Consider the following 21,884-nt stretch of genomic DNA (forward strand, 5'->3'; position numbering starts at 1 on the left):
ACTGGTCTGGAGGACGCAATGAAACTCTACGCCCACCCCTTCTCCTCCTTCTGCCAGAAGGCGCTGATCGCCTTCTACGAGAACGACATCGCCTTCGAATACCGCACGCTGGAAGACCCGTCGGCCAATGCGGAACTGCTCGCCCTGTGGCCTCTCAAGGGGTTTCCGGTTTTGCGGGACGGCGAGACGACGGTGCTCGAATCCTCGTCCATCATCGAATATCTGCAAGCCTATTACCCCGGCCCGATCCGCCTGATCCCCGACGACGCCGCAGCCGCCGTCGGGGTGCGGATGATGGATCGGGTGTTCGACAACTATGTTTCGACGCCCCAGGGCCGGATCGTCTTCAATTCCATGCGCGCCGAGGCCGACCGCGACCCGCTGGGCGACGCCGAGGCGCGCAAGATGCTGGAGACGACCTACGCCTGGCTGGATCAGCGTCTGGCCGGGCGCGAATGGGCCACCGATTACGGGTTCAGCCTGGCCGACTGCGCCGCCGCGCCCGCCCTCTTCTACGCCGACTGGACCCATCCGATCCCGGAAGGGTTGGAGACGCTGACAGCCTATCGCGCCCGGCTGCTGGCCCGGCCGTCCGTCGCCCGCTGCGTGGACGAGGCCCGCCCCTATCGCGGCTATTTCCCGCACGGCGCGCCTGACCGCGACTGATCGCGACTGAGACGTCTCGCGCCATTGATCCTGCGATGTAACCGGTTACGGTGCGGCAAAACAGAAACGGCCCAAAGGAAGCAGGAAGCATGGCGAACGTCCGTCTGGTCGACGTGAAGAAGGCGTTCGGCGCCGTCGAGGTGCTGAAGGGCGTCGATCTGGAGATCGCCGACGGCGAGTTCATCGTCTTCGTCGGCCCCTCGGGCTGCGGCAAGTCCACCCTGCTGCGCACCATCGCGGGTCTGGAAGAGGCGACGACGGGCCAGGTCTCCATCGGCGACCGCGTGGTCAACGACCTGTCGCCGTCCGACCGCGGCATCGCCATGGTGTTCCAGTCCTACGCGCTTTACCCGCACATGACGGCCTATGAGAACATGGCCTTCGGGCTGAAGCTGGCCAAGACGGACAAGGGCGAGATCGACCGCCGCGTCCGCGCCGCCGCCGAGGCGCTGAGCATCACCGACTATCTGGACCGCAAGCCCAAGGCCATGTCGGGCGGCCAGCGCCAGCGCGTCGCCATCGGGCGCGCCATTGTGCGCGAGCCCGAAGTCTTCCTGTTCGACGAGCCCCTGTCCAACCTGGACGCTGCCTTGCGGGTGCGGATGCGCTACGAGTTCGCGCGGCTGCACGCCGAATTGAAGACCACCATGATCTACGTCACCCACGACCAGGTCGAGGCAATGACCCTGGCCGACCGGATCGTAGTGCTGAACGGCGGCCGGATCGAACAGGTCGGCGCGCCGATGGACCTGTACGAACACCCCGACAATCTGTTCGTCGCCGGCTTCATCGGCAGCCCGAAGATGAACCTGCTGGACGCTGAAATCGTTGAGGCTTCGGCGACCGGCGCGACGGTGAAGACCACCGCCGGCGAGACGATCCATGTCGCCGTGGACGCCGGAAACGCTAAGCCCGGCGAGGTCGTGACCCTGGGCATTCGCCCCGAACATCTGACCACCACCGGCGACGGCGACGCGTTGAACGCCGAGGTCATGTTCGTGGAAACCCTGGGCGCAACGACAATGGCGCACCTGAAGCACCCAGCGTCGCAAGACACGCTGACGGTTCAGCTGGCGGGCGAACTCCGGGCCAAGGCCGGCGAGCGATTGACGCTGCACGTCACCGCCCGACAGGCCCACCTGTTCGACGCGAACGGCAAGGCGTTTACCCGACTCTGACCACCCTCTCCCGGCGGGAGAGGGCTTGAGCGCACGGCGGCGACAGCCGTCGTCCTTGCGCGAAAGGGTGAGGGGTTACGCTGTGCGACGCGATTGACACCGTAACCCCTCATCCGGTCCTCCGGGCCACCTTCTCACTCAGGGAGAAGGGCGTGTTTCGTCAGCGCAACTCCACCCGCCGCGCGCCTGCCGGAATGACCAATTCGTCACCCGCCCACGTCGCCGCGCGGCCATCGATCCGCACCCGTTCCGGCCGCCCCTGCCCCGCCGGCCATTGCAGCACGAAGCCGCCCGGCGGCGTCGCCCCGTCGCCCAGGGTCAGGACATATCCCTGCCGTTCCTTGCGATAGCCATAGGTCAGCGGCCCATAGGCGGTGCGCAGATCCCGCACCCCGACGCCCTCATCCGTATCCAGCCAAGCCTCAGGCACGCCCGCCGCCAGCACCAGGGCATGGTCGCGATCCCGCTCATAGGCGAACAGGTCAAGCGCCGAACGAATATAGTCGGAGCTGATCCAGGCGTGCGGCATATCGCCGATGAAGCGTGGTTCGCGCTTTTCGCGCCCCACCACCTCGGCCCAGCCGTTCCAGGCCTCGGGCCGGCGGTCGGCCATCAGGAAGTCCAGCACCTCAAGCGCACGGTCCTTCTGACCCAGGCGCACGAAGGCGCCGACCAGCCGCCACTCATAGGGGGTGTAATCCTTCCACGCCGTGCGATTGGTCAGCCGGTTCTGGAAGTTTTCCCAATAGCGGTCGAAGGTTCGCGCCATCAACTCGGGCGGCAGATTATCCTGTTCGCCCGCAGGCGACAGGGCGATGGTGGTCGAGGTGGCGTCGAAATCGCCGCGATCCGCCGCCCCGGCGATCCAGTCGATGTCGTGATGTTGCGCCGTCGCGATGATGGAGGCGCGGATGTCGGCGGAGAACTGATCCCGTGCGGCGGCGTAACGCGCGGCGGCCTCGGCGTCGCCCAGGGTCTCGGCGATGAAGACCGCGTCCTTGTAGCCCAGCAGGCCCCAGAAATCGTCCCAGTAGGAATAGGCCGCCTTGTCCGAATACCCCTCGTGGCTGATCGTCGGCGGCAGTAGGCCGTACAGGTGGCGCTGGTCTGGCGTCTGGAACGCCGCCGTCCGGGTCGAGGCGCGCAGATCGTCCATATAGGCGACGGCCTTCTGCACCTGGGGCCAGACCTGGCGCAGCAGGGCCTCGTCCTTGGTGTAGCGATAGGTCTCGGCGGCGAGGAAGACGAACTCGCCGTGGCTGTCGTTCTCGGGCACCGGGTCGGCGCCGCGCGCATCGACACAGCACGGCACCTTGCCGTTCTCGAACACATAGGGGGCGTACCAGCGCAGATAGTCGGCGGAGTGCTCGGCCATGCCCAGCCGGTTCAGCCCCTCGGCCATCATGGCGCCGTCGCGGATCCAGGAGCGGTTGTAGCTGCGGGTGCCGGGCTGAAGGATCGGCCCCTGACGCGACATCAGCATATGGGCCAGCGACGACTTCAGCGCGTCCTCGATCCGCTGGGCGGCGGGTGGCAGGGTCAGCTCGACCCGGTCCAGCTTTTCGCGCCATTCGGCGGCCAGCCGTGTCTCGACCGCATCCAGCACACCCGCCGCCTGCCCCACCGGCTCAGGCGCCAAAGCGTCGCCGGACAGTTGCGAGACCCAGCCGACCGTGCGCGTCTCTCCCGGTTGCAGCGTCACCTCATAGGTCAAGGCGCCGGCGGCCAGGCCGGTCGCGTCCGTCGTCATCAGGGCCTCGACGGCCAGTCGCCGCGCCGGCGGCAGGATCAGGGATTGAGGATCGCTGCCCGCGTCGAAGGTCGCGAGCGCGACCTGATCCGGCGTCGCCAGCGGCTGCACCCGAACCGTGTCGTTCAGCGCCAGTTCGGCTCCGTCCCAGGCGATGGTCTCGACCGGGCTGACGCCGCCGGGGATGGCCAGGAACTGACGTGGCGCATTCACCTGCATCGGCCGCGCGGCAAGGGCCAGGGTCAGGGTGCGCGGCCGGGTGGAGGTGTTGGTCAGGTCGTAACGCCCCCACAGCTGCGCCTGATCGGCCGGACCATCGGCGAAGCTGGTGATCTTCAGCGTCCAGTCGTCGGCGGTCCAGGTCACCGACGAGATCGGCAGGTCGTTGTCCTTCAGCCCCTGTTCGATATTGACGTCGGCCCAGGTGATCAGCCGGCCGTTGTCGACGACGAAGGGCTCGATGCTGGGCCCGGCGCGGCGCAGTTCGATGGCCCCGTCCTCGCCAATCAGACCACTCTCCCCGCCCCCATCGACTCCGACCAGGGTCCAATACGATTGCTCGCCGGAGAAGCCGCGTGGATAGAGGCCACGCCGGTTCTCCTTGGCCACCGCCTCTAGGAACACCGTGGCGTCCGCGCCGAAGGCCAGGGGTTCGACCTCGATCTCGTTCAACGCATAGGTCGTCGCCTGGGTCGCGCCCAGCCGCTGGCCCGCGCCCGACGAACCGACCACATCGGGCGCCGGAACAGGTCGCAACGGCTCCAGCTTCAGCCAGCGCGCCGTCGCCTCGGGCGTCCTCAGCCAATCGACGCCGCCGTTCCCGCCCATCACGGTCGCCAATTCGCGCCAGTCGCGTCCATCGGCCGAGGCCGATACCCGATAGTCCGCCGCCGCGCCCCGCTCGCCCCAGCGCAAGGTCAGGCCGCCGAACTCGCGCTCATAGCCCAGATCCAGCGTCAGGGCCGACGGTTCGCTCACCGGCGGGGTCCAGGCGGTCTTGGGGTCCAGATCGACGGCCTTGGCGGCGGTCGTTTGCGTCCGGCCGTCGGCGGCCGACGGCTGGGGCGGCACGGCGGGATCGACCGGCAAGGCGCGCAGGCTCAGTTGGTCGATCTCGACCGCCCCCTTGCCGCCCTCGGCCGCCACCACCACGAACTCGACCCGCTCGGCGCGGCGCAGGATCGTCTCGGGACTGGGCCCCCAGGCCTTGGAGACCTGACGACGTTTGATCACGAACCGTGTCCAGCCGTCGGGAAAGTCGTATCGCGCCGTCTGCTTCCACCAGACATTGTCGGCCGAGGCGTCCGTCAGTTTGACCTCGAAGGTGTTGATCGGCCCGGCGCCGCGCACCCAGAAGCTGATCTCGTAATTGTCGGGCAGGTCGAACGGCAGCGGACGGCTGAGCACCGCATAGCCCGCCTTGCCGTCGAAATCATAGTCGAGCCGCACTGCCCGTCCGTCATGACCTTCGACGGCGGAGACGGCGGCATGAACGTCGGTCGAGGCGCTGGCCTCCCACCGCGCCGCGTCGTCCATGCTGTCGAGCACGCGCGCCTCCTGCGCGACGGCAGGCGCGGCGAAGGCGAGGGTCAGGACCGAGGCGGCGGCCAGCAGGAGGTTACGCATACGAACTCGCAGTTCTGGTCAGCCCTTCACGCTGCCCGCGAGCATGCCGCGGATGTAGTATCGTTGCAGGGCGAGGAAGAGGATCAGCACGGGTGCGACCGTGACGACGGCGCCGGCCATCATCAGTTCGATGTCCTGCACATGCTCGCGCGACAGGGCCGCCAGCGCCACCGGCAGGGTGTAGTTCGACTGATCCGTCAGAACGATCAGGGGCCAAAGGAAGTCGTTCCAGCTGCCCAGGAAGACGAACAGGCCTAGCGTCACGATGATCGGCTGCAGGGTCGGCAGGACGATGCGGCGGAAGATCTGGCCCTCGCTGGCGCCGTCGATCCGGGCGGCCTCCAGCATCTCATCAGGAATGCTCAGCGCATATTGGCGCACCAGAAACAGGCCGAAGATCGAGGCCAGCCAGGGCACCAGCGCCCCGGCATAGGTGTTCACCAGCCCCATCCCCTTCAACATCAGGAACAGCGGCAGGGTGCCGATCTGGGCCGGCACCACCAGGGCGGCGACCAGGAATTGAAACAGCCGCTCGCGCCCGGCGAACTTCAGCTTTGCGAAGGCGTATCCGGCCGGGACGGTGAAGCTGAGCGCCAGGATGGTCGCCAGTGTCGCCAGGGCGAAGCTGTTCCACAGATACCGCCCCATGCCCTGGTTCAGGAACAGGTCGCGGTAATGCTCCAGCGTCCAGTGCGAGGGCAACAGCGGCGGCGGAAACACCGCCGCCTCGCCGGTCGCCATGAAGCTGACTGACACCATCCAGACCAGCGGGAACAGAACGACCAGCGCGATGAGGGCGACGGCGAGGTTCAGCAGGATGGCGCGGATTTTCATTGGTACGCCCCCACGCGCTTCGCCACCGCCAACTGGACCAGGGTGATGGCCAGGATGCATAGGAACAGGACGAAGGCCACGGCGCTGGCCGAGCCCAGGTTCCACCATTTGAAGCCCTCTTCATACATGAAGTAGAGCACCGTCACCGTGCTCTGGGCCGGCCCCCCTTGGGTCATCACATAGGGTTCGGCGAACAGCTGGAAGAAGCTGGCGACCGAGATGATCGAGACCAGCAGCATGGTCGGCGCGATGGCCGGCAGGGTCACATGGCGGAACTGTTTCCACGGCCCGGCCCCGTCGATGCGGGCGGCCTCGTACAGGTCGTCAGGCACGGTCTGAAGAACTGCCAGGAAGATCAGCATATTGTAGCCGAAGATCTTCCAGACCACGAACATCAGGATGGCGGGGATAGAGGTCGATGGGTTCCCCAGCCAATCCACGGCGGGCAGGCCGATGCTCGTTAGGCCCCAGTTGATGACGCCATAACGGGTGTGCAGCAGATAGCGCCACACCACGGCGGTGGCGACCAGGGTGGTGACATAGGGGGCGAAGAACATGACCCGCCAGATCGGCCGCCACTTCACCACCCGCGCATTCAGGATCACCGCCGCCGCCAGCGATGCCGCGATGGACAGGGGCACGCCCAGGACGGCGAAGGTCAGCGTATTCTTCATCGCCCCCCAGAATAGGGGATTGGTCAGCAGCCGCTCGTAGTTCTGGAGGCCGACGAAACGCAGATTGTCCAGGTTCGCCAGGGCGTAGATGTCGAAGTCGGTCAGGCTGAGCAGCAGGGCCGCGACCACCGGAATGGCGAAGAACAGGCCGATGGCGATCATCGCCGGGGCGACGAAGGCCCAGGCGGCGCGTTCGCGGGCGCCGCGTCCCCGTGACGGCTTCTCGCGCGCCAATGTCGGATCGACGACGGTCATACGGCCCTGCCCTGTTCCATCATCCAGCGGCGCTTTTCCAGCAGCCGGTCGGCGCGGCGGTCGATCTCGGCGGCCGCAGTCTCCGGCGTATATTCGCCGCGCACCATCCGTTCGGCGACGATCTGCATCTCCGTCACGATCCGCTCCCATTCGGGCACCTTGGGCACCGCCTTGGCGCGCGCCAGTTGTCCCCGGAACGGCGCCAGCATCGGATCGCGCTCGACCCCTGCGATGTCCCAGGCGCTCTGGCGCGCAGGCAGGTCGCCGACGATGGTGTTGAACCGGGCCTGCACCGCCGGTTCTGACAGATAGCGGACCAGGGCCCAGGCCGCGTCCTGATGCGGCGAGGACTTGAACACCGCCAGGCTGGACCCGCCCGGAGCCGAGGCGCCCAGGCCGTTCGGCCCCGGCACGCCCGTCGTGGCCCAGTTAGGCTGAAACGACGCGGGCAGCTTGTCCCGGAAATCGCCCACGCTCCACGGGCCGGAGAAGTAGAAGCTGAAATAGCCCTTGGCGAACTCGGTCCAGACGTTGGAAATCTGCGTCGCCGAGGCCAGAGGCGCCAGCCCTTCCGCAAACAGGCTGCGATAGAAGGCCAGGGCCGCGACGAAGCCGGGACTGGAGAAGTTTCCCCGCGTGTCCCGATCCCGCAGCAGCGGCTCGTCGATCTGAAGCCCGAACGTCAGAAGCTGCTCGAACTCGTTCAGCGGTAGCAGGATGGCGAAGTTATCGCCGCCCGCCACGCGCTTGATCCCATGCATGGCCCGCTTCCACTCAACCCAGTCTTCAGGCGGCGCATCGAACCCGGCCCGCGCCAACAGATCCTTGCGATAGAACAGCAGCCGGGTGTCCACATACCAGGGCGTGGTCATGGCCCGGCCGGCGATCTCGTTCGTTTCCAGAACCGCCGGAAACTGATCGGTCAGCAGGTTCGCTGCCTCGGGCGGGGTCGGCGACAAGGCGCCGATGGCGCTCAGCTCCGCGACCCAGGTATTGCCGATCTGGCTGACGTCCGGCAGCGAGGCCCCGGCATAGGCGGTCAGCAGCTTCTCGTGCGCTGCGGTCCACGGCAGGGGCTGGACCTCGACCCGGACGCCGGGATTGCGCCGCTCGAACTCGGGCATCAGCTGCCCGACGGTCCCGCCCTCATTGCCCATGGCCCAGAAGCGCAGCACGGTCTCGCCCGACCGGCGCGGGGTGCAGGCCGCAGCCGCACCTCCCGCCATCAGGGCCAGCGCGCTCCTTCTGTGTGGATTGGGCCTATGGGCGGTCTGCGTCATGCGTTCAGCCATCCGCCGGTGAAGCCCGAAATCTCAAGCCCGCGACGGATGTTGGGCTCGCCGCGCATATAGCGCCAGATGAAGTCGGATCGGTGGTTCTCGGTCATGATGACGATCGGCCCCTGGTCGATGCCCAGATAGTCGCCGTCCACCCAGCCGACGCCGTCCACGATCTTGCCGTGCTGCAACGGTCCGTCGCGCACCGTCAGGGTCGGGTTGAAGCTGTCGAGGAAACCCCACTCGGTATAGATGCCCGTCCCGTATTTCTGCTTCATCGCCTTGACGCAGGGCACGACGATCTCGGGCGCGAAGGCGATGGAGCCGACGGCGGCCGTCGGTGCGATGGTGCCGTCGTCGCGCTCTCCCGGCCCGCGCGCGGAATAGCTGAAGAACTCGCGTTCCTTGCCGTCGATCACCTGTTTGAAGTCGCCCGGCCCATCGCAGGCCGTCAGGCCCCAGACCTCGGACGAATAGCCGGCCCAGCCCGCGACATTGTCGTGGGCGTATTTCTGCTGGGCATAGACGGCGCGGCGGCTGTTCTCGAAATAGTCCAGTTGCTCGCCCAGTTGGGCCGACTGCCCCCGCATCCAGGCGTCCTGAATGCCGCGGAAGTCGATGAACATATGGCTGTACTGATGCCCGAAGATGGGAGCGAAGTTCAGGTGCCAGCTGCCCCAGCGGTCGGTCCAGCTTTCGTCGTAGCTGGCGGCCCATTCGTGCCAGACATTGACCGACACCGGATGGGTCGGGCTGCCCACAGCCAGCAGCAGCACCAGCATGCCTTCGTTATAGACGTGCCAGTCCGAGGGGATGAAGCCGCTCTCGGGATGCCAGCCCATTGTGATGCGGTTGTCGCGGATCACGGCCCACGGCCACTCGATCCGCTCATAGATGGCCTGGGCCTTCTGACGGATTTCCGCCTCGTCGGCATGGCGGCCGTCGAAATAGCGGGCGGCGAACAACATGCCCCCGATCAGCAGGGCCGTATCGACCGTGGACAGCTCGTTCTGCGCGAACCGCAGCCCGGTCTGCATGTCCAGGAAATGATAGAAGAAGCCCTTGTGGCCCGCCGTGCCGGTCGCTTCCGGCCCCTGCGGCAAGTCATGGAAGAATCGCAGCGTGGTCAGGGTCCGCTCGCGCGCCTCGGCCCGGCTCATCCAGCCGCGCTCCACACCCACCGGCCAGCATGTCAGGGCAAACCCGACCGCCGCCACCGAACAGAAAGATGGCGTCGGCCAGCGATCCGGCGTCAGACCCGTGCGCCGATCCGTCACCTTCTCGAACCAACGGAAGGTGCGCTCCTGAAGCTCGGCGATCTCGCGATCCAGCCGCAATGGCCGCCGCTCCGTCCCGTTCACCGCCCCCGTCACCGCCTGCTGCGCCACCGCCCCCACCGGAAACCCGACCGCCACTGCGGCCGCTCCAGCCGTCGTTCGCATCAGAAAGTTTCGGCGGTTCATGGGCACGCTCACTGTTTTACTGAAATCAAAAAAGAAAGGCCGCCTTCCGACAAGCGGAAGACGGCCAAGGCTCAGGTTCTTAGAAGGAGTAACGCAGGCCCATCTGGAAGCTGCGCGTCGGCAAATAGGCTTCTGTGCCCGCGCCGTAGCGGGCGCTGTTGAAGCCGGTGTCGAACGACTTGTAATTGGTGAAGTTGAAGATGTTGATCGCGTCGGCGATGAACTCGACCCGCTGCCCGCCAAAGACGTCGAAGCCCTTGGTCAGGCGCAGATCGACCTGGCGATAGGCGAAGTTCAGACCGGGCAGGAAGGCGCGCTTGTCGGGGTTTCCTGCGTTCCAGCAGACGTTAGGGCCGCCGGCGGGCGCGTTCGGGCAGTCGTTGATGTTGTACGGCAGACCCGAACCCAAGGTTACAATACCCGACAGCAGGAAGTCTGCGGGCAGGCCCAGGGTGCCGGACGCCACGATGCGGTGACGCTCGTCCGTGGACGACCGATACTCGGGCGACTGGCTCGGCGTGTTGTAGTCGAAGTCGAAGGCGCCGTAGCCGTTGTCGCGGCTGCCGTTCTGGGTCGCGTCCATATAGGTGTAGGCGACGTTGAAGCCCCAGCGATCCTCAGCGTTGTAGGGCTTGTCGGCGGTGAAGTAGACCGCCTTGTAATCGCGCTCCTTGTCCGTGTTCTGGAAGAAGATCAGGTTGCGGAACTGAGAGAAGCCGACTGAACCCGGCGTTGGGCCATCGAACCGGCCGCCGGTCGCCGTCAGGGCGTTGGCGATATTCCAGGCCGATTCACCCTCGGTGTGACCGGCGGCCAAGGTCAGGGCCGTCTGCCAGCGTCCAAACTTCTGACGCACGCCGATGTTGAACTGATCCGTGCGCGGGGGCTCGAAGTCGTTCTTGACCAGGAAGACCTCGCCCGCGCCGGGGCTTGCCGCCAGCAGCGGGTCGAGACCGGCCGGCGTAAGGTAACGCGGGTCCCACGCGATCGTATCCTGTCCGCCGCGCGGGCCACCCGCGTTCGAGAAGTAGATGCTCTTGTTGAACTGGAAAGGCTTGAACCGCTCATCGAAGGCGAAGTTGAAACCGACGCGGTCATAGTAGCGACCGGCTCCGCCGAAGACGACCGTCTGTTCGTCGCCGAACACATCGTACGAGAAACCGAAGCGAGGCTGGAAAGCGCCCTTGAACGCCTTGCGATCACCGTCGGAAACGTAATCCGCGGGGTTGAAATAGGACGGGAAGTCGTAGCCCGGCAGATTCTGGATCGCGGCAAGCATGTCCCGAATGGAATCGGGCGTGCGGTAGTCGTTGTTGACCGCGTTGTCCTCGTAGTCCCAACGAAGGCCAAGATTGATTTCCAGCTTGTCGGTGATCTGCCAATCATCCTGGATGTACAGGCCGACGACGTTGTTATCGACGTCTGCCGGCGGCACGGCGACGCCCAGATTCACCGCAACAGGTATGGTGCGGCTGCCGTTGATCTCGGGCCGCCCTTCGATGTCGTAGACGAAGGTCGGGTTACGTCCGAAGTCCTTCTGCACGAAGTAGTTCTGCATCGAGTATTTCGCACCGATCTTGATCGTGTGCGTACCCATCCAGGCCAGATCCGGGATCGTGAGATCGTTACGGATCGTGGTGCTCTCCTGCTGTAGAAATTGGGCGTCGGCCCGACCGCCGGCTGTGAAGACCGTCGAGTCGCGGTTGTTGTAACTGTACTGGAAGCCAGCGCTGCCCGGCACATTCACATTATCAGGGACGTTGTCGCGGAAGATCACGTATTCGCGGCCATAATCCGAGCCGTTGATTACCGACTGTTCGTAGCTCGACTTCAGATAGTCGACCGAGAACTCGTTCAGGAAGTGCTGGCCCTGGAACTGGTGACGCAGATTGAAGGCCTGCGTCTCGCCGTTGTTGCGGGCGGCCCGGCTCGGTGCATTCTGGCCGCTGGCGCCGCGGATGTCCTCTTCCGTCTTGTATTCAGTGCTGAACTCCAGACGCTGACGGTCGTCGATCTGCCACGACAGTTTGCCGAAGAAGACGTCCTGTTCGTAGGGCGTCGAAACCGTGCCCAAATCCGCTGCGAAGAAGTCGTTGTATTCCGTGCGGTTCAGGAAAGATTGGGCGACCCGGTCTTCGTCCTTGCGCTCATAGGCGCCGAAGAAGTGCAGGCGGTCCTGGATGATCGGTCCACCCAGGCTGGCGCCGTACTGCAGACGACGCACCGGAGCCTTTTCGGCGCCGCGACGCTCGGAAATCTGATCCTGAGCGACCCAGTCCGGGTCCTGGTAGAAGACGAAGGCGTCGCCGTGGAACTCGTTGGTGCCCGAGCGGGTGACGGCGGTGATGATGGCCGAACCGGCCTGTTCATACTCCGCCTTAAAGTTCTGGCTGATGACGCGGAACTCCTGCACAGCGCCCTGCGGGAAGGGCGTACCGCGGCTGTCGTCCTGGCCGGCGACGCCGCCGTCGTTGATCAGCGACTTGCGGTTCTGGCCATCGATGAAGACGTTGATCGCCTGGGCGGTCTGGCCGCCGGCGGAGATCGTCCGCTCGGTGTCGTCTTCGGTCACGCGCAGGCCCGGAGCCAGGGCGGCGAAGTTCAGGAAGTTGCGGCTGATCTGCGGCAGGTTGTTGATCTGCTGCTGGGTCACATTGGTGGCGACTTCAGGTGTGCGCACCTCGAAGACGCGGCGGCCGGTGACGACGATCTCGCCCAGTTCGGTCGCACCGTCCGTCGCGGCGCCGGTCGTGGCGGTCGAGGCGACATCAAGGTTCAGCGTGCCGACCTGGCCCAGCGAAAGGGTGACGGTCTCTTCCGCCGTCTGACCGTCTGCGCTGGTCACCTGCACCCGATAGGTGCCGGGACGCAGGCCCGAAAGGACATAGCGGCCGTCTGCGCCGACGCGCGAGCGGGTCGCGTATCCGGTGGATACTTCAGTGGCGACGACCGTCGCGCCGGCCTCGACCGTCTGACCGTCAAAGACGGCGCCACGCAGCGTCGTCGTCGCATTCTGCGCTTGGGCTGCGCCCACGACGGCCATGCTTATGGCGATGGCCGATGCGGCGGCCAAGGCGGCCTTACGCGTGTTGAACTGGTTCATCCTGAGCTCTCCCCTCCTGATGGGATCGGTTTTCAGCGACATGGCTGGCCTACCCTTTGTTGAACCTGGCGGACGATGCCGCCGCGGTGGATTGGCGTTCGACCAGGATCGGCCGAACGATTTCGCAAGCGGTGTCCGGGGCGTCGGCGTTCGGGCCGGCCTGGACAAGACCGATCAGGCGTTCGACGCCTCTTCGGCCGATTTCCGCGATGTTGACGCGCATGGTGGTCAGCGCGGGCCGCATCAGGGCGGCGATGGGCACGTCGTCGAAGCCGACGACCGCGATGTCCTCGGGGCAGCGCACGCCGGCTTCCTGAAAAGCCAGAAGCGCGCCGACGGCCATCATGTCGTTGGCGGCGAAGACGGCGTCGGGCCGCTCCGACATGGCCAGCAACCGGGTCGCGGCGCGGTGGCCCGAGGCCTGGGAGAAGTCGCCCTCGACGATGATCGGGGCATGGCCGTTCAGCGCTGCGGCATAGCCCGCCGCGCGCGTGTCGGCCTCGATGTTGCCGGCCGCGCCGCGAATGTGGGCGATGCGACGACGTCCGGTGGCGATCAGGTGCTCGACGGCGCAGACGGCGCCGCCGTGGTTGTCGATCATGATGGCGGCGCGTCCCGCCTCGGCCGTGCCGCCGTTCATCAGCAGCACGGGCATGCGGCCGGCGAACTCGGACGCCAGGTTCGCGGCGCCGAGATGGGGCGACAGCACGATCATGCCGTCCACCCGCCCCCGCATCGACCGAACGGCGGCCAGGGTGTCGTCAGCGCCGTCATGTGAACTGGAGACGATCAGGTGTTTGCCGTGGGCGCGCGCGGCCAGGTCCATGCCCCGGATCAGTTCCGAGAAGAACTCACCGAACAGGTCAGGCAGGATGACGCCGATGGTGTCGTTCTTGCTGGTCGACAGACTGCGGGCGCCGAAGTGCGGCACGTAACGCAGATGTTCCACGGCATCGAGCACCCGCTGGCGCGTCGCGTCGGAGGTCACGCCCAGCCCGTTCAGCACGCGAGAGACGGACGCCACCGACACCTGGGCGCGTTCGGCCACGTCGCGCATGGTCGCGGCCTTGGCGAAAGGCGGTCCTTCCTGCCGTGCAGACGCAACGCTAGACGCAGCCATATCCAATCGGATTCTCCCTGCTCCCTACCGTCCCGGCCCCTTCTCGAAGATCCGTCGATAGATGATGTAAGCGGTTACATGACACGGGAGCGATGCGCGCCGCAAGCCATGTTCGGCCGCATTTCGGGCTATTTTTCACCAAGGGTCAGTCGTCGAAAATGGCATACGCCAGGCGGACGCAATACAACCCATTGCTATCGCTTCTTTTTTTAGACGCGATCAGAAATGCTACATCGACGGCGCCGAACGGTTGGCGCGCGACTTGGTCGCACCACAGGTGTGCGGCGCGAATCGACCGACCAGACATGCAAAAGGCCCGCACCACTGACAGGATGCGAGCCTCGCAATCGCAACGCTGCCTGTCAGGCGGGGTTGAGATCCGACAACCGGCCGCGCAACATCTGCAGCATGGCGGAAAAGTCGCGACCGCCATAACCGATGCCGTCGAACAGGGCATACATGGCCTCGGCCTGGGCGCCCAGGGGTGTCGAGGCGCCCGACTTCGCCGCCGCATCCTGGGCCAGCTTCAGGTCTTTCAGCATCATGGCCGTGGCGAACCCGCCCTGATAGTCGCGGTTCGACGGTGCGGTCGGCACCGGTCCGGGCCAAGGGTAATAGCTGGTGACGCTCCAGCACTGGCCCGAGGACTTGGACGCGATCTCGAAGAAGCGTTCGGGATCCAGGCCCAGTTTCTCGGCCAGGGCGATGGCCTCGCACGTGCCGAGCATGGAAATGCCCAGCAGCATATTGTTGCAAATCTTGGCCGCCTGCCCCGCCCCATGATCGCCGGCGCGGATGGTGATGCGGCTCATGGGTTCGAGGGCCGCCTCGACGCGCGAGAAGTCGGCTTCGTCGCAGCCGACCATGAAGGCCAGCGCGCCCGCATCCGCCGCCGCCGTGCCGCCCGACACGGGCGCGTCTGCAAAGGCATAGCCGGCGGTCTTGGCCAAGCCGGCGACCTTGCGCGCCGTCTCCACGTCGATGGTCGAACAGTCCAGCAACAGGGCCGACGACGGCGCCGCGCCGATGATCTGTTCCGAATAGACCTTCAGCACATGCGGCCCGGCGGGCAGCATGGTGATGACGACCTCGGCGTCCTTGACGGCCTCGGCGACGGACGAAGCCGCGACGCAGCCGGCCGCGCTGGCCCGCTCCAGCGCCTGCGCCGACAGGTCGAAGGCGGCGACCTCATGGCCCGCCCTGGCCTGGTTCGCGGCCATGCCGCCGCCCATATTGCCCAGGCCGATGAAGGCGATCTTGGTCATGGTCTCTCTCCCTTTGTCGGCGTCGCGGTCAGGCCAGCGGCGTCCATTTTTCATTGTCCGGCAGGGGTGCGAACAGCGCATCCAGCGTCGCATCCGTAACGCCCGACAGGTCCGCCGGGGACCATTGGGGCGCGTTGTCCTTGTCCACGATCACGGCCCGCACGCCTTCCTGGAAGTCGTGGGTGGCGCCGATCCGGCCGCTGACGGCATATTCGACGGCCATATTGTCGCTGAAAGACGAGGCCTTGCCCCCTTCGCGAATGTGCCGCAGCGTGACCTTCAGCGAGGTCGGCGACTTGGTCTTCAGCGTCGCCAGTTGAGCGGAGGCCCAGTCGGACCCGTCCGCCTCCAGCGCCGCAAAAATATCCTCGACCGTGTCGAAGGCGAACAGCCGATCGATAGCCTCGCGATAAGCGGCCAGAGGCGCAGGCCCGGCGTCCTTGGCGTGACGGGCGGCGACCGCAGCCGGATCTGCTTCCTCGGCCAGCAGATCGGCCTTCAACGCCTCGACGCCTTCGCTCGGCACGAAGTGGGTGTGGATGCCCAGGGCCACCGTATCCGCCGCCTTCAGCCGCGCGCCCGTCAGCCCGATCCAGACGCCTGTCTGGCCTGGCAAGCGTGGCAGAAACCACCCGCCCCCCACCTCGGGATACAGGCCGATGCCCGTCTCCGGCATGGCGTAGGTGGTGCGTTCGGTGGCGATGCGGACATCCGCCGGTTCCGAAATCCCGACCCCGCCGCCCATGACGATGCCGTCCACGATGGCCGTGATCGGCTTGGGATAGCCGAACATCAGATCGTTCAGCCGATATTCGGCCAGGAAGAAGGCCTTGGCGTCCACGCCGTCGCCCGCTCCACTGTCCGCGATCATGCGGATGTCGCCGCCCGCACAGAAGCCGCGCTCGCCTGCGTGATCGATCAGGACAGAGGTCACCGCCGCATCATCGCGCCACTCCAAAAGCGCCGCAATCATCGCCTCGCACATCGACCGGTTCAGCGCATGGATCGCCTTGGGCCGGTTCAAGGTGATGCGGCCGACGCCGGCTTCGATGCGGGTGATGACCTCGGCTTCGCTCATCGCGCCATCTCCCGCGCGATGATCACGCGCATGATCTCGTTGGTGCCTTCCAGGATGCGGTGGACCCGCAGGTCGCGCACGATCCGTTCCAGCGGATAGTCCTTCAGATAGCCGTAGCCGCCGTGCAGTTGCAGGGCCTCGTCGGCGATCTGGAAACAGGCGTCGGTGGCCAGCCGCTTGGCCATGGCGCACCATTTGGTCTTTTCGGGATGGTCGGTGTCGATGGCCCAGGCGCCGCGCAGCACCATCAACCTCGCGGCCTCAAGATCCGTCGCCATGTCGGCCAGGCGGAACTGCAGCGCCTGGAACTCGCCGATCGGACGGCCGAACTGCTTGCGCGTCGTCACGTATTCCTGCGCCGTCTCCAGCGCCAGCCGCGCCCCGCCCAGCGAACAGGCGGCGATGTTTAGCCGCCCGCCGTCCAGCCCGGCCATCGCGTATTTGAAGCCCGCCCCCTCCTCGCCCAGCAGATTTGCGACCGGCACGCGGCAGTCGTCGAACTGGACGATGGCGGTCGGCTGGGCGTTCCAGCCCATCTTGCGCTCCTGCGCCCCGAACGACAGACCGGGCGTCCCGGCCTCGACGACGATGGCGGACACGCCCTTGGCGCCCTCCCCGCCCGTGCGGACCATGACGACATAGAGGTCGCTGGTCCCCGCACCGGAGATGAAGGCCTTGGACCCGTTCAGCACATAGTGGTCGCCGTCGCGCACGGCCGTGGTCCGCAGCGCCGCCGCGTCGGAGCCGGAGCCCGGCTCGGTCAGACAGTAGGAGGCGATCTTGTCCATGCCGACCAGATCCGGCACGAACCGCCCGCGCAGATCATCCGATCCGAACCGGTCGATCATCCACGTCGCCATATTGTGGATCGAGATGAAGGCCGCCGTCGCCACATCGCCGCGCGACAGCTCTTCAAAGATCAGCGCCGCCTCGACCCGTCCCAGGGCCATGCCGCCATACTCTTCGCCGGTATAGATGCCGCAGAAGCCCATCTCGGCCGCCTGCTTCATCACCTCGACGGGGAAATGCTTGTCCTCGTCCCAGCGCGCCGAATGGGGCGCTAGTTCGGCGTCGGCGAACGCGCGCGCCGCGTCCTGAATGGCGCGCTGATCGTCGGTAAGGGCGAAATCCATGGCGACCTCAGCGCATCGTCGGAATGACGAACGAACTGTCCGAATGCTCCAGCGCGCTGTCGGGCCAGCGAGCGGTGACGGTCTTGGTCTTGGTCCAGAAGCGGACCCCCTCCATGCCGTGCTGGTTGATGTCGCCGAAGGCCGACCGCTTCCAGCCGCCGAAGGTGTGGTAGGCGACCGGCACCGGGATCGGCACATTGATGCCGACCATGCCGACATTGACCCGGGCGGCGAAGTCGCGCGCCGCGCGGCCGTTCTGGGTGAAGATGGCGACGCCGTTGCCGTACTGGTGGTTCGACGGCAGGGCCAGCGCCTCCTCGAAAGTCTCGGCGCGGACGATCTGAAGCACCGGGCCGAAGATTTCCTCTTGATAAGAGGACATCTCAGGCTTCACATGGTCGAACAGCGACGGGCCGATGAAGTATCCCTTCTCGTGCCCTTGCAGGCTGAAGTCGCGGCCATCGACGACCAGTTCGGCGCCTTCCTGAACGCCCTTCTCGATCCAGCCGGCGATGCGCTCGCGGTGCTGGGCCGTGACGACGGGGCCATAGTGGGCGCCCGCGTCGGTCGAGACGCCGACCCGCATGGACGGGATCTCCGCAACCATCCGCTCGCGCAGTTCGTCCGCCGTCTTCTTGCCGACCGGCACCACGACCGGCAGGGCCATGCAGCGTTCGCCGGCCGAGCCATAGGCCGCGCCCGCCAGATCCTTGATGACCTGATCCATGTCCGCGTCAGGCAGGACGATGCCATGGTTCTTGGCCCCGCCCATAGCCTGGACCCGCTTATGGTTGGCGGCGCCGGTCTGATAGACATAGTGGGCGATGTCGGACGAGCCGACGAAGCTGACGGCTTGGACCAGCGGATGGGTCAGGATGGCGTCGACCGCCGTCTTGTCGCCGTGCACCACGTTCAGCACGCCGTTGGGCGCCCCGGCCTCCAGCATCAGCTCGGCCAGGCGCACCGGCAGGGACGGATCCCGCTCCGACGGCTTCAGCACGAAGGTGTTGCCGACCGCGATGGCCACGCCGAACATCCACATCGGGATCATGCCGGGGAAGTTGAACGGGGTGATGCCCGCCACCACGCCCAGCGGCTGACGCATCGAATAGACGTCGATGCCGGGGCCGGCCCCTTGGGTGTATTCGCCCTTCAGCGCGTGGGGAATGCCGCAGGCGAACTCGATCACCTCCAGCCCGCGCTGGATGTCGCCCTTCGAGTCAGCGATGACCTTGCCATGCTCGCTGGACAGCAGTTCGGCCAGCTCGTCCATCCGCGCCTCGACCAGGCGCTTGAAGTCGAACATGACGCGCGCGCGGCGTTGCGGATTGGTGCTGGCCCAGCCGTCGAAGGCGTTCTGCGCCGCCTGGACCGCGCGATCGACCTCGCCCGTCGTGGCCAGCTGCACGCGCGCCTGGACCTCGCCGGTGTTGGGATTGAACACGTCGCCGAAACGCCCGGACGCGCCGTCGAAGGCCGCACCGTCGATGAAGTGGCGGATGTCGCGCATGGCCTGGATCTCCCTGATCGTTCTTTTGTTCGCCTATGGCTATCACCCCGGCGCGCAGGTCGATAATGCAAAGTTGCAGCCAACTTTCTGCATTTTTGCACGACGGGATCATTCGCGATGTTCGATTGGGACGACCTCCGCATCTTCATCGCCGCCGCACGGGCAGGATCGCTGGGCGGCGCGGCATTGAGGCTTGGCGTTGATGCGGCCACCGTCGGGCGACGGGTGGCGCGGCTGGAAAGCACGCTGAAATCCACCCTCGTCGTCCGGTCCACCACCGGCCTTCAGCTGACGGCGGCGGGCGCCCAGTTGCTCGACATGGGGCTGGAGGCCGAAAGCGCGATGGAGGCCGCCGCCCGCGTGACCCAGGCCGACACCCTGGCCGGCGTCGTGCGCATCAGCGCATCGGAAGGGTTCGGCGTCAGCATCGTGGCCCCCGCCCTGCCCGCCTTGCGCCGCACCAGTCCCGGCCTGCGGATCGAACTGGCGGCCACGTCCGGCTTCCTGTCGCCGACCCGGCGCGAGGTGGACATGGCGATCACCCTGGCCGCGCCCGACGCCGCGCGTCTGATCGTCGAGCCGCTGACGCCCTATCAGCTCGCCCTCTACGCCTCGCCCGACCATCTGGCGCAGCACGGCGCGCCCCAGACTGTCGAAGACCTGACCGCCTTCGACATCGCCGGCTATATCGACGACCTGATCTATGCGCCCGAGCTGCGATACCTGGACGAGGTGCGCCCCGGCCTGACGCCCCACGTCGCCTCGTCCTCGATCCGCGCCCAGAAGGAGATCATCGCGGCCGGCGGCGGCATCGGCGTCCTGCCCTGCTTCCTGGCCGAGGGTCTGGTGCGTGTCCTGCCCTCCATCCTGATCGAGCGCCGCTTCTGGCTGGCCACCCACCGCGACGTTCACGACACCGCTCGCATGCGCACCGTCCGCACCTGGCTGAAGACCTTATGCGAGGCTCGCCAGGCCAGCCTCAAACCTTATGCGCCGCTCGCCAGATAGCGTCACGACACTCCGGCCACATCCTCCAAGACAATTCCGCGTTCGAGGGAACAGAGGTCGCCGTCAAATCTTAATGTCAGGCGAGCGAGATTTGCCATGACCCTGATCCTCAGCCTGACCTTGATGACCACCCTGCTGGGCGCCCCCAACGCCCCAACGCTGCGTGACGCAGATTTCGCAGCGGCGGCCACCCCGGCCATCGAGCGCACATCCATTCAGCAGCCCGCCGCCGACCACTTCAGCGTTCGCCTGCGCTGCACGGCCCTGGCGTCCGGACGTGTCGCCGACTGCGTTGTCCTGGAAGAAACCCGCCCCGGCCTTGGCTTCGGCGAGGCCGCCCTCGCCCTGATGAGCGACGCCGAAGTCACCCCGGTCACCGAACACGGCCGCGCCGTCGACGCCCCCTTCGAGCGCACCATCGACTTCACGCCCTGATCTCCAGACGATGGAGAGGCTCCCATTTACTCGGGAGTTCGGAGCGCCTGAACATATCGTTGTTGTGGTTGATGGCTCTCGACACTCGCCAGCCTGCCCGGCATTGAAGCCCTCATGCTCGCTCCCGCAACGACCAGCCGCGCCATCGACGCTCAGCAGATCGTCGAGGCGGCGATCGCGCACGCGACAGACGGGGGGCTGAACAGCCTGACCTTGCGCGACTTGGCTCGGGCTGTCGGCAAGAGCACGACCGTGATCGTCAATCTTTTCGGGGCCAAGTCCGGCCTGATTCAGGCTGTCGGAGAGGAAGCCCTGCGGCTCGACGCGGCGTTTCATGCCCGGTTCTTCCGGTCCGTCGCCGGCCTGCCCGTCGAGCGGGACAATCTGCTGGCCTTGATCCAGCACTATCTGAGCCTGCGCGCCGGGCATGAGGCGGGTTTCGTGCGGATCTGGGAAGCCCTGTTGCTGGACGCCGAGACCGGCCCCACGCGTCGCGACCTGATGACCCGCTGGGACGCCATGCGACGGGAGGCCTGGCGCAATCACTTGGCCACAAATGACAGGCTGGCCGAGTTCGCCGCGCCGCTCGTCGCCTGGCTGACCATGGAGCAGTTCTATGCCGGCGCGCTTTCAGGGCGCTCCGACTATGCGATCATCGTCGCCGAGGGTTTGGGCGGTTTGGTCGATCACGCCTTTGGGCGTCCAGACGGCCCGGCGACCGCGACCTTGTGGCGGCGTGAACATCTGGTCCTGCCCAATGCGCCCGCCGAAGGCCTGGAGCCGGAGTCCATGCGGCGCAAACTGCTCGACATCGCCGCAGATCAGATGCTGGCCGGGGGAGTGACGGCGGTCACCAATCGGTCGGTCAGCGTGGTGGCCGGCACCTCGACCTCGACCATCGCCTATCACTGGCCCGACATGCGGCGGTTCGTTCTGGATGCGGTGTGGCACAGCGTGTTCCGCGACATGCCCCGCTACCTGGCCGGTCAACGCCCCGAAGGCGATCCGGCCGCCGCCGATCTGGACAGCTGGGCGCGCATCATGACGCCGACCGTGTCGATCCAGCCGCAGGCCGAGGGGTTCTACGTCCGCTACGCCCGCCTGATCGCTAGCGCCTGTATCGAGGCGCGGCGAGACCCGTCGCTGGAGGATCTCGTCATGCTGTTGCGCGGCCCCGAAGGCGGCGGGACCTATTACAACAGCGCGGGCGTCTGGCCCGCCGAGTTCGACTTGACCCGCCTGGCGGCCACGCGCTTCGCCCTGTGGATCAAGGGCGCCGCCCTGACGGCGCGCGCCACCGGCGCAGACATCACGGCGACGGACCTCCAGGCGGCGGCGTTGCGATTGGTTACGCGCCGCGCGTGACAGAACACGCGTTATCGGCGAACTGCGCCGCGAATAGCCACGCCTGACAGAAACACTTCAGCTAAGCGTCACAAAAGCATCGTCCCTGCGGCCTATTGGCGCATCGTTGTCGAACAGTTGTTTTTCTGGCGCGGCGAAGGCGGC

At 66.4% G+C, this 21,884-nt stretch carries 16 protein-coding genes; 5 read left to right on the top strand and 11 right to left on the bottom strand.

Going from position 1 to position 21,884, the window contains the following annotated elements:
- Nucleotides 1–18: 18 nt before the first annotated feature.
- Together ACQY72_RS03785 and ACQY72_RS03790 are read left to right on the top strand one after the other, a co-directional pair.
- A complete protein-coding gene (locus ACQY72_RS03785; RefSeq protein WP_428155857.1) occupies nucleotides 19–666 on the top strand; it encodes a glutathione S-transferase family protein in 648 nt (215 codons plus the stop codon).
- A gap of 89 nt (nucleotides 667–755) precedes the next feature.
- Complete coding sequence (locus tag ACQY72_RS03790) at nucleotides 756–1,844, top strand: ABC transporter ATP-binding protein (protein ID WP_428155859.1); 1,089 nt, start codon at nucleotides 756–758, stop codon at nucleotides 1,842–1,844.
- Nucleotides 1,845–2,004: 160 nt separating this feature from the next.
- Here ACQY72_RS03790 and ACQY72_RS03795 read toward each other — a convergent pair whose 3' ends face one another.
- The 11 genes from ACQY72_RS03795 to ACQY72_RS03845 form a co-directional block, all read right to left on the bottom strand.
- Nucleotides 2,005–5,220 carry a discoidin domain-containing protein gene (locus ACQY72_RS03795; protein ID WP_428155861.1) on the bottom strand — a complete coding sequence of 1,072 codons (3,216 nt, stop codon included), beginning with the start codon at nucleotides 5,218–5,220 and terminating at the stop codon, nucleotides 2,005–2,007.
- Between the two features lie 18 nt (nucleotides 5,221–5,238).
- On the bottom strand, nucleotides 5,239–6,054 hold the full coding sequence (locus ACQY72_RS03800) for a carbohydrate ABC transporter permease (RefSeq protein WP_428155862.1): 816 nt from the start codon (nucleotides 6,052–6,054) through the stop codon (nucleotides 5,239–5,241).
- On the bottom strand, nucleotides 6,051–6,983 hold the full coding sequence (locus ACQY72_RS03805) for a carbohydrate ABC transporter permease (RefSeq protein ID WP_428155864.1): 933 nt from the start codon (nucleotides 6,981–6,983) through the stop codon (nucleotides 6,051–6,053). The genes ACQY72_RS03800 and ACQY72_RS03805 overlap by 4 nt, the downstream gene beginning before the upstream one ends.
- Complete coding sequence (locus tag ACQY72_RS03810; protein WP_428155866.1) at nucleotides 6,980–8,263, bottom strand: sugar ABC transporter substrate-binding protein; 1,284 nt, start codon at nucleotides 8,261–8,263, stop codon at nucleotides 6,980–6,982. The genes ACQY72_RS03805 and ACQY72_RS03810 overlap by 4 nt, the downstream gene beginning before the upstream one ends.
- On the bottom strand, nucleotides 8,260–9,723 hold the full coding sequence (locus tag ACQY72_RS03815; protein ID WP_428155868.1) for a glucoamylase family protein: 1,464 nt from the start codon (nucleotides 9,721–9,723) through the stop codon (nucleotides 8,260–8,262). The genes ACQY72_RS03810 and ACQY72_RS03815 overlap by 4 nt, the downstream gene beginning before the upstream one ends.
- Nucleotides 9,724–9,802: 79 nt before the next feature.
- Nucleotides 9,803–12,826: a TonB-dependent receptor gene (locus ACQY72_RS03820; protein ID WP_428155869.1), complete on the bottom strand. Its 3,024-nt coding sequence runs from the start codon at nucleotides 12,824–12,826 to the stop codon at nucleotides 9,803–9,805.
- 49 nt (nucleotides 12,827–12,875) lie between these two features.
- A complete protein-coding gene (locus ACQY72_RS03825; protein ID WP_428155871.1) occupies nucleotides 12,876–13,883 on the bottom strand; it encodes a LacI family DNA-binding transcriptional regulator in 1,008 nt (335 codons plus the stop codon).
- A gap of 425 nt (nucleotides 13,884–14,308) precedes the next feature.
- Nucleotides 14,309–15,211, bottom strand: coding sequence for a 3-hydroxyisobutyrate dehydrogenase (gene mmsB / locus ACQY72_RS03830; RefSeq protein WP_428155873.1), 903 nt, complete (start codon nucleotides 15,209–15,211; stop codon nucleotides 14,309–14,311).
- Between the two features lie 28 nt (nucleotides 15,212–15,239).
- Nucleotides 15,240–16,289 carry an enoyl-CoA hydratase/isomerase family protein gene (locus ACQY72_RS03835; protein ID WP_428155875.1) on the bottom strand — a complete coding sequence of 350 codons (1,050 nt, stop codon included), beginning with the start codon at nucleotides 16,287–16,289 and terminating at the stop codon, nucleotides 15,240–15,242.
- Nucleotides 16,286–17,422, bottom strand: a complete 1,137-nt coding sequence (locus tag ACQY72_RS03840; protein WP_428155877.1) for an isobutyryl-CoA dehydrogenase — start codon at nucleotides 17,420–17,422, stop codon at nucleotides 16,286–16,288. Before ACQY72_RS03840 ends, ACQY72_RS03835 begins: the two co-directional genes overlap by 4 nt.
- 7 nt (nucleotides 17,423–17,429) lie before the next feature.
- Complete coding sequence (locus ACQY72_RS03845; protein WP_428155878.1) at nucleotides 17,430–18,932, bottom strand: CoA-acylating methylmalonate-semialdehyde dehydrogenase; 1,503 nt, start codon at nucleotides 18,930–18,932, stop codon at nucleotides 17,430–17,432.
- Between the two features lie 117 nt (nucleotides 18,933–19,049).
- Here ACQY72_RS03845 and ACQY72_RS03850 point away from each other — a divergent pair, with 117 nt between their 5' ends.
- The 3 genes from ACQY72_RS03850 to ACQY72_RS03860 all read left to right on the top strand — a co-directional run bounded on the left by ACQY72_RS03850 (nucleotide 19,050) and on the right by ACQY72_RS03860 (nucleotide 21,740).
- On the top strand, nucleotides 19,050–19,940 hold the full coding sequence (locus ACQY72_RS03850; RefSeq protein WP_428155880.1) for a LysR family transcriptional regulator: 891 nt from the start codon (nucleotides 19,050–19,052) through the stop codon (nucleotides 19,938–19,940).
- A 96-nt stretch (nucleotides 19,941–20,036) separates the two neighbouring features.
- A complete protein-coding gene (locus ACQY72_RS03855) occupies nucleotides 20,037–20,375 on the top strand; it encodes an energy transducer TonB family protein (protein WP_428155882.1) in 339 nt (112 codons plus the stop codon).
- A 114-nt stretch (nucleotides 20,376–20,489) separates the two neighbouring features.
- Nucleotides 20,490–21,740, top strand: a complete 1,251-nt coding sequence (locus tag ACQY72_RS03860) for a TetR/AcrR family transcriptional regulator (RefSeq protein ID WP_428155884.1) — start codon at nucleotides 20,490–20,492, stop codon at nucleotides 21,738–21,740.
- Nucleotides 21,741–21,884 lie beyond the last annotated feature (144 nt).

Source organism: Brevundimonas sp., from assembly GCF_965279155.1.
In the GTDB taxonomy this organism is placed as follows: domain Bacteria; phylum Pseudomonadota; class Alphaproteobacteria; order Caulobacterales; family Caulobacteraceae; genus Brevundimonas.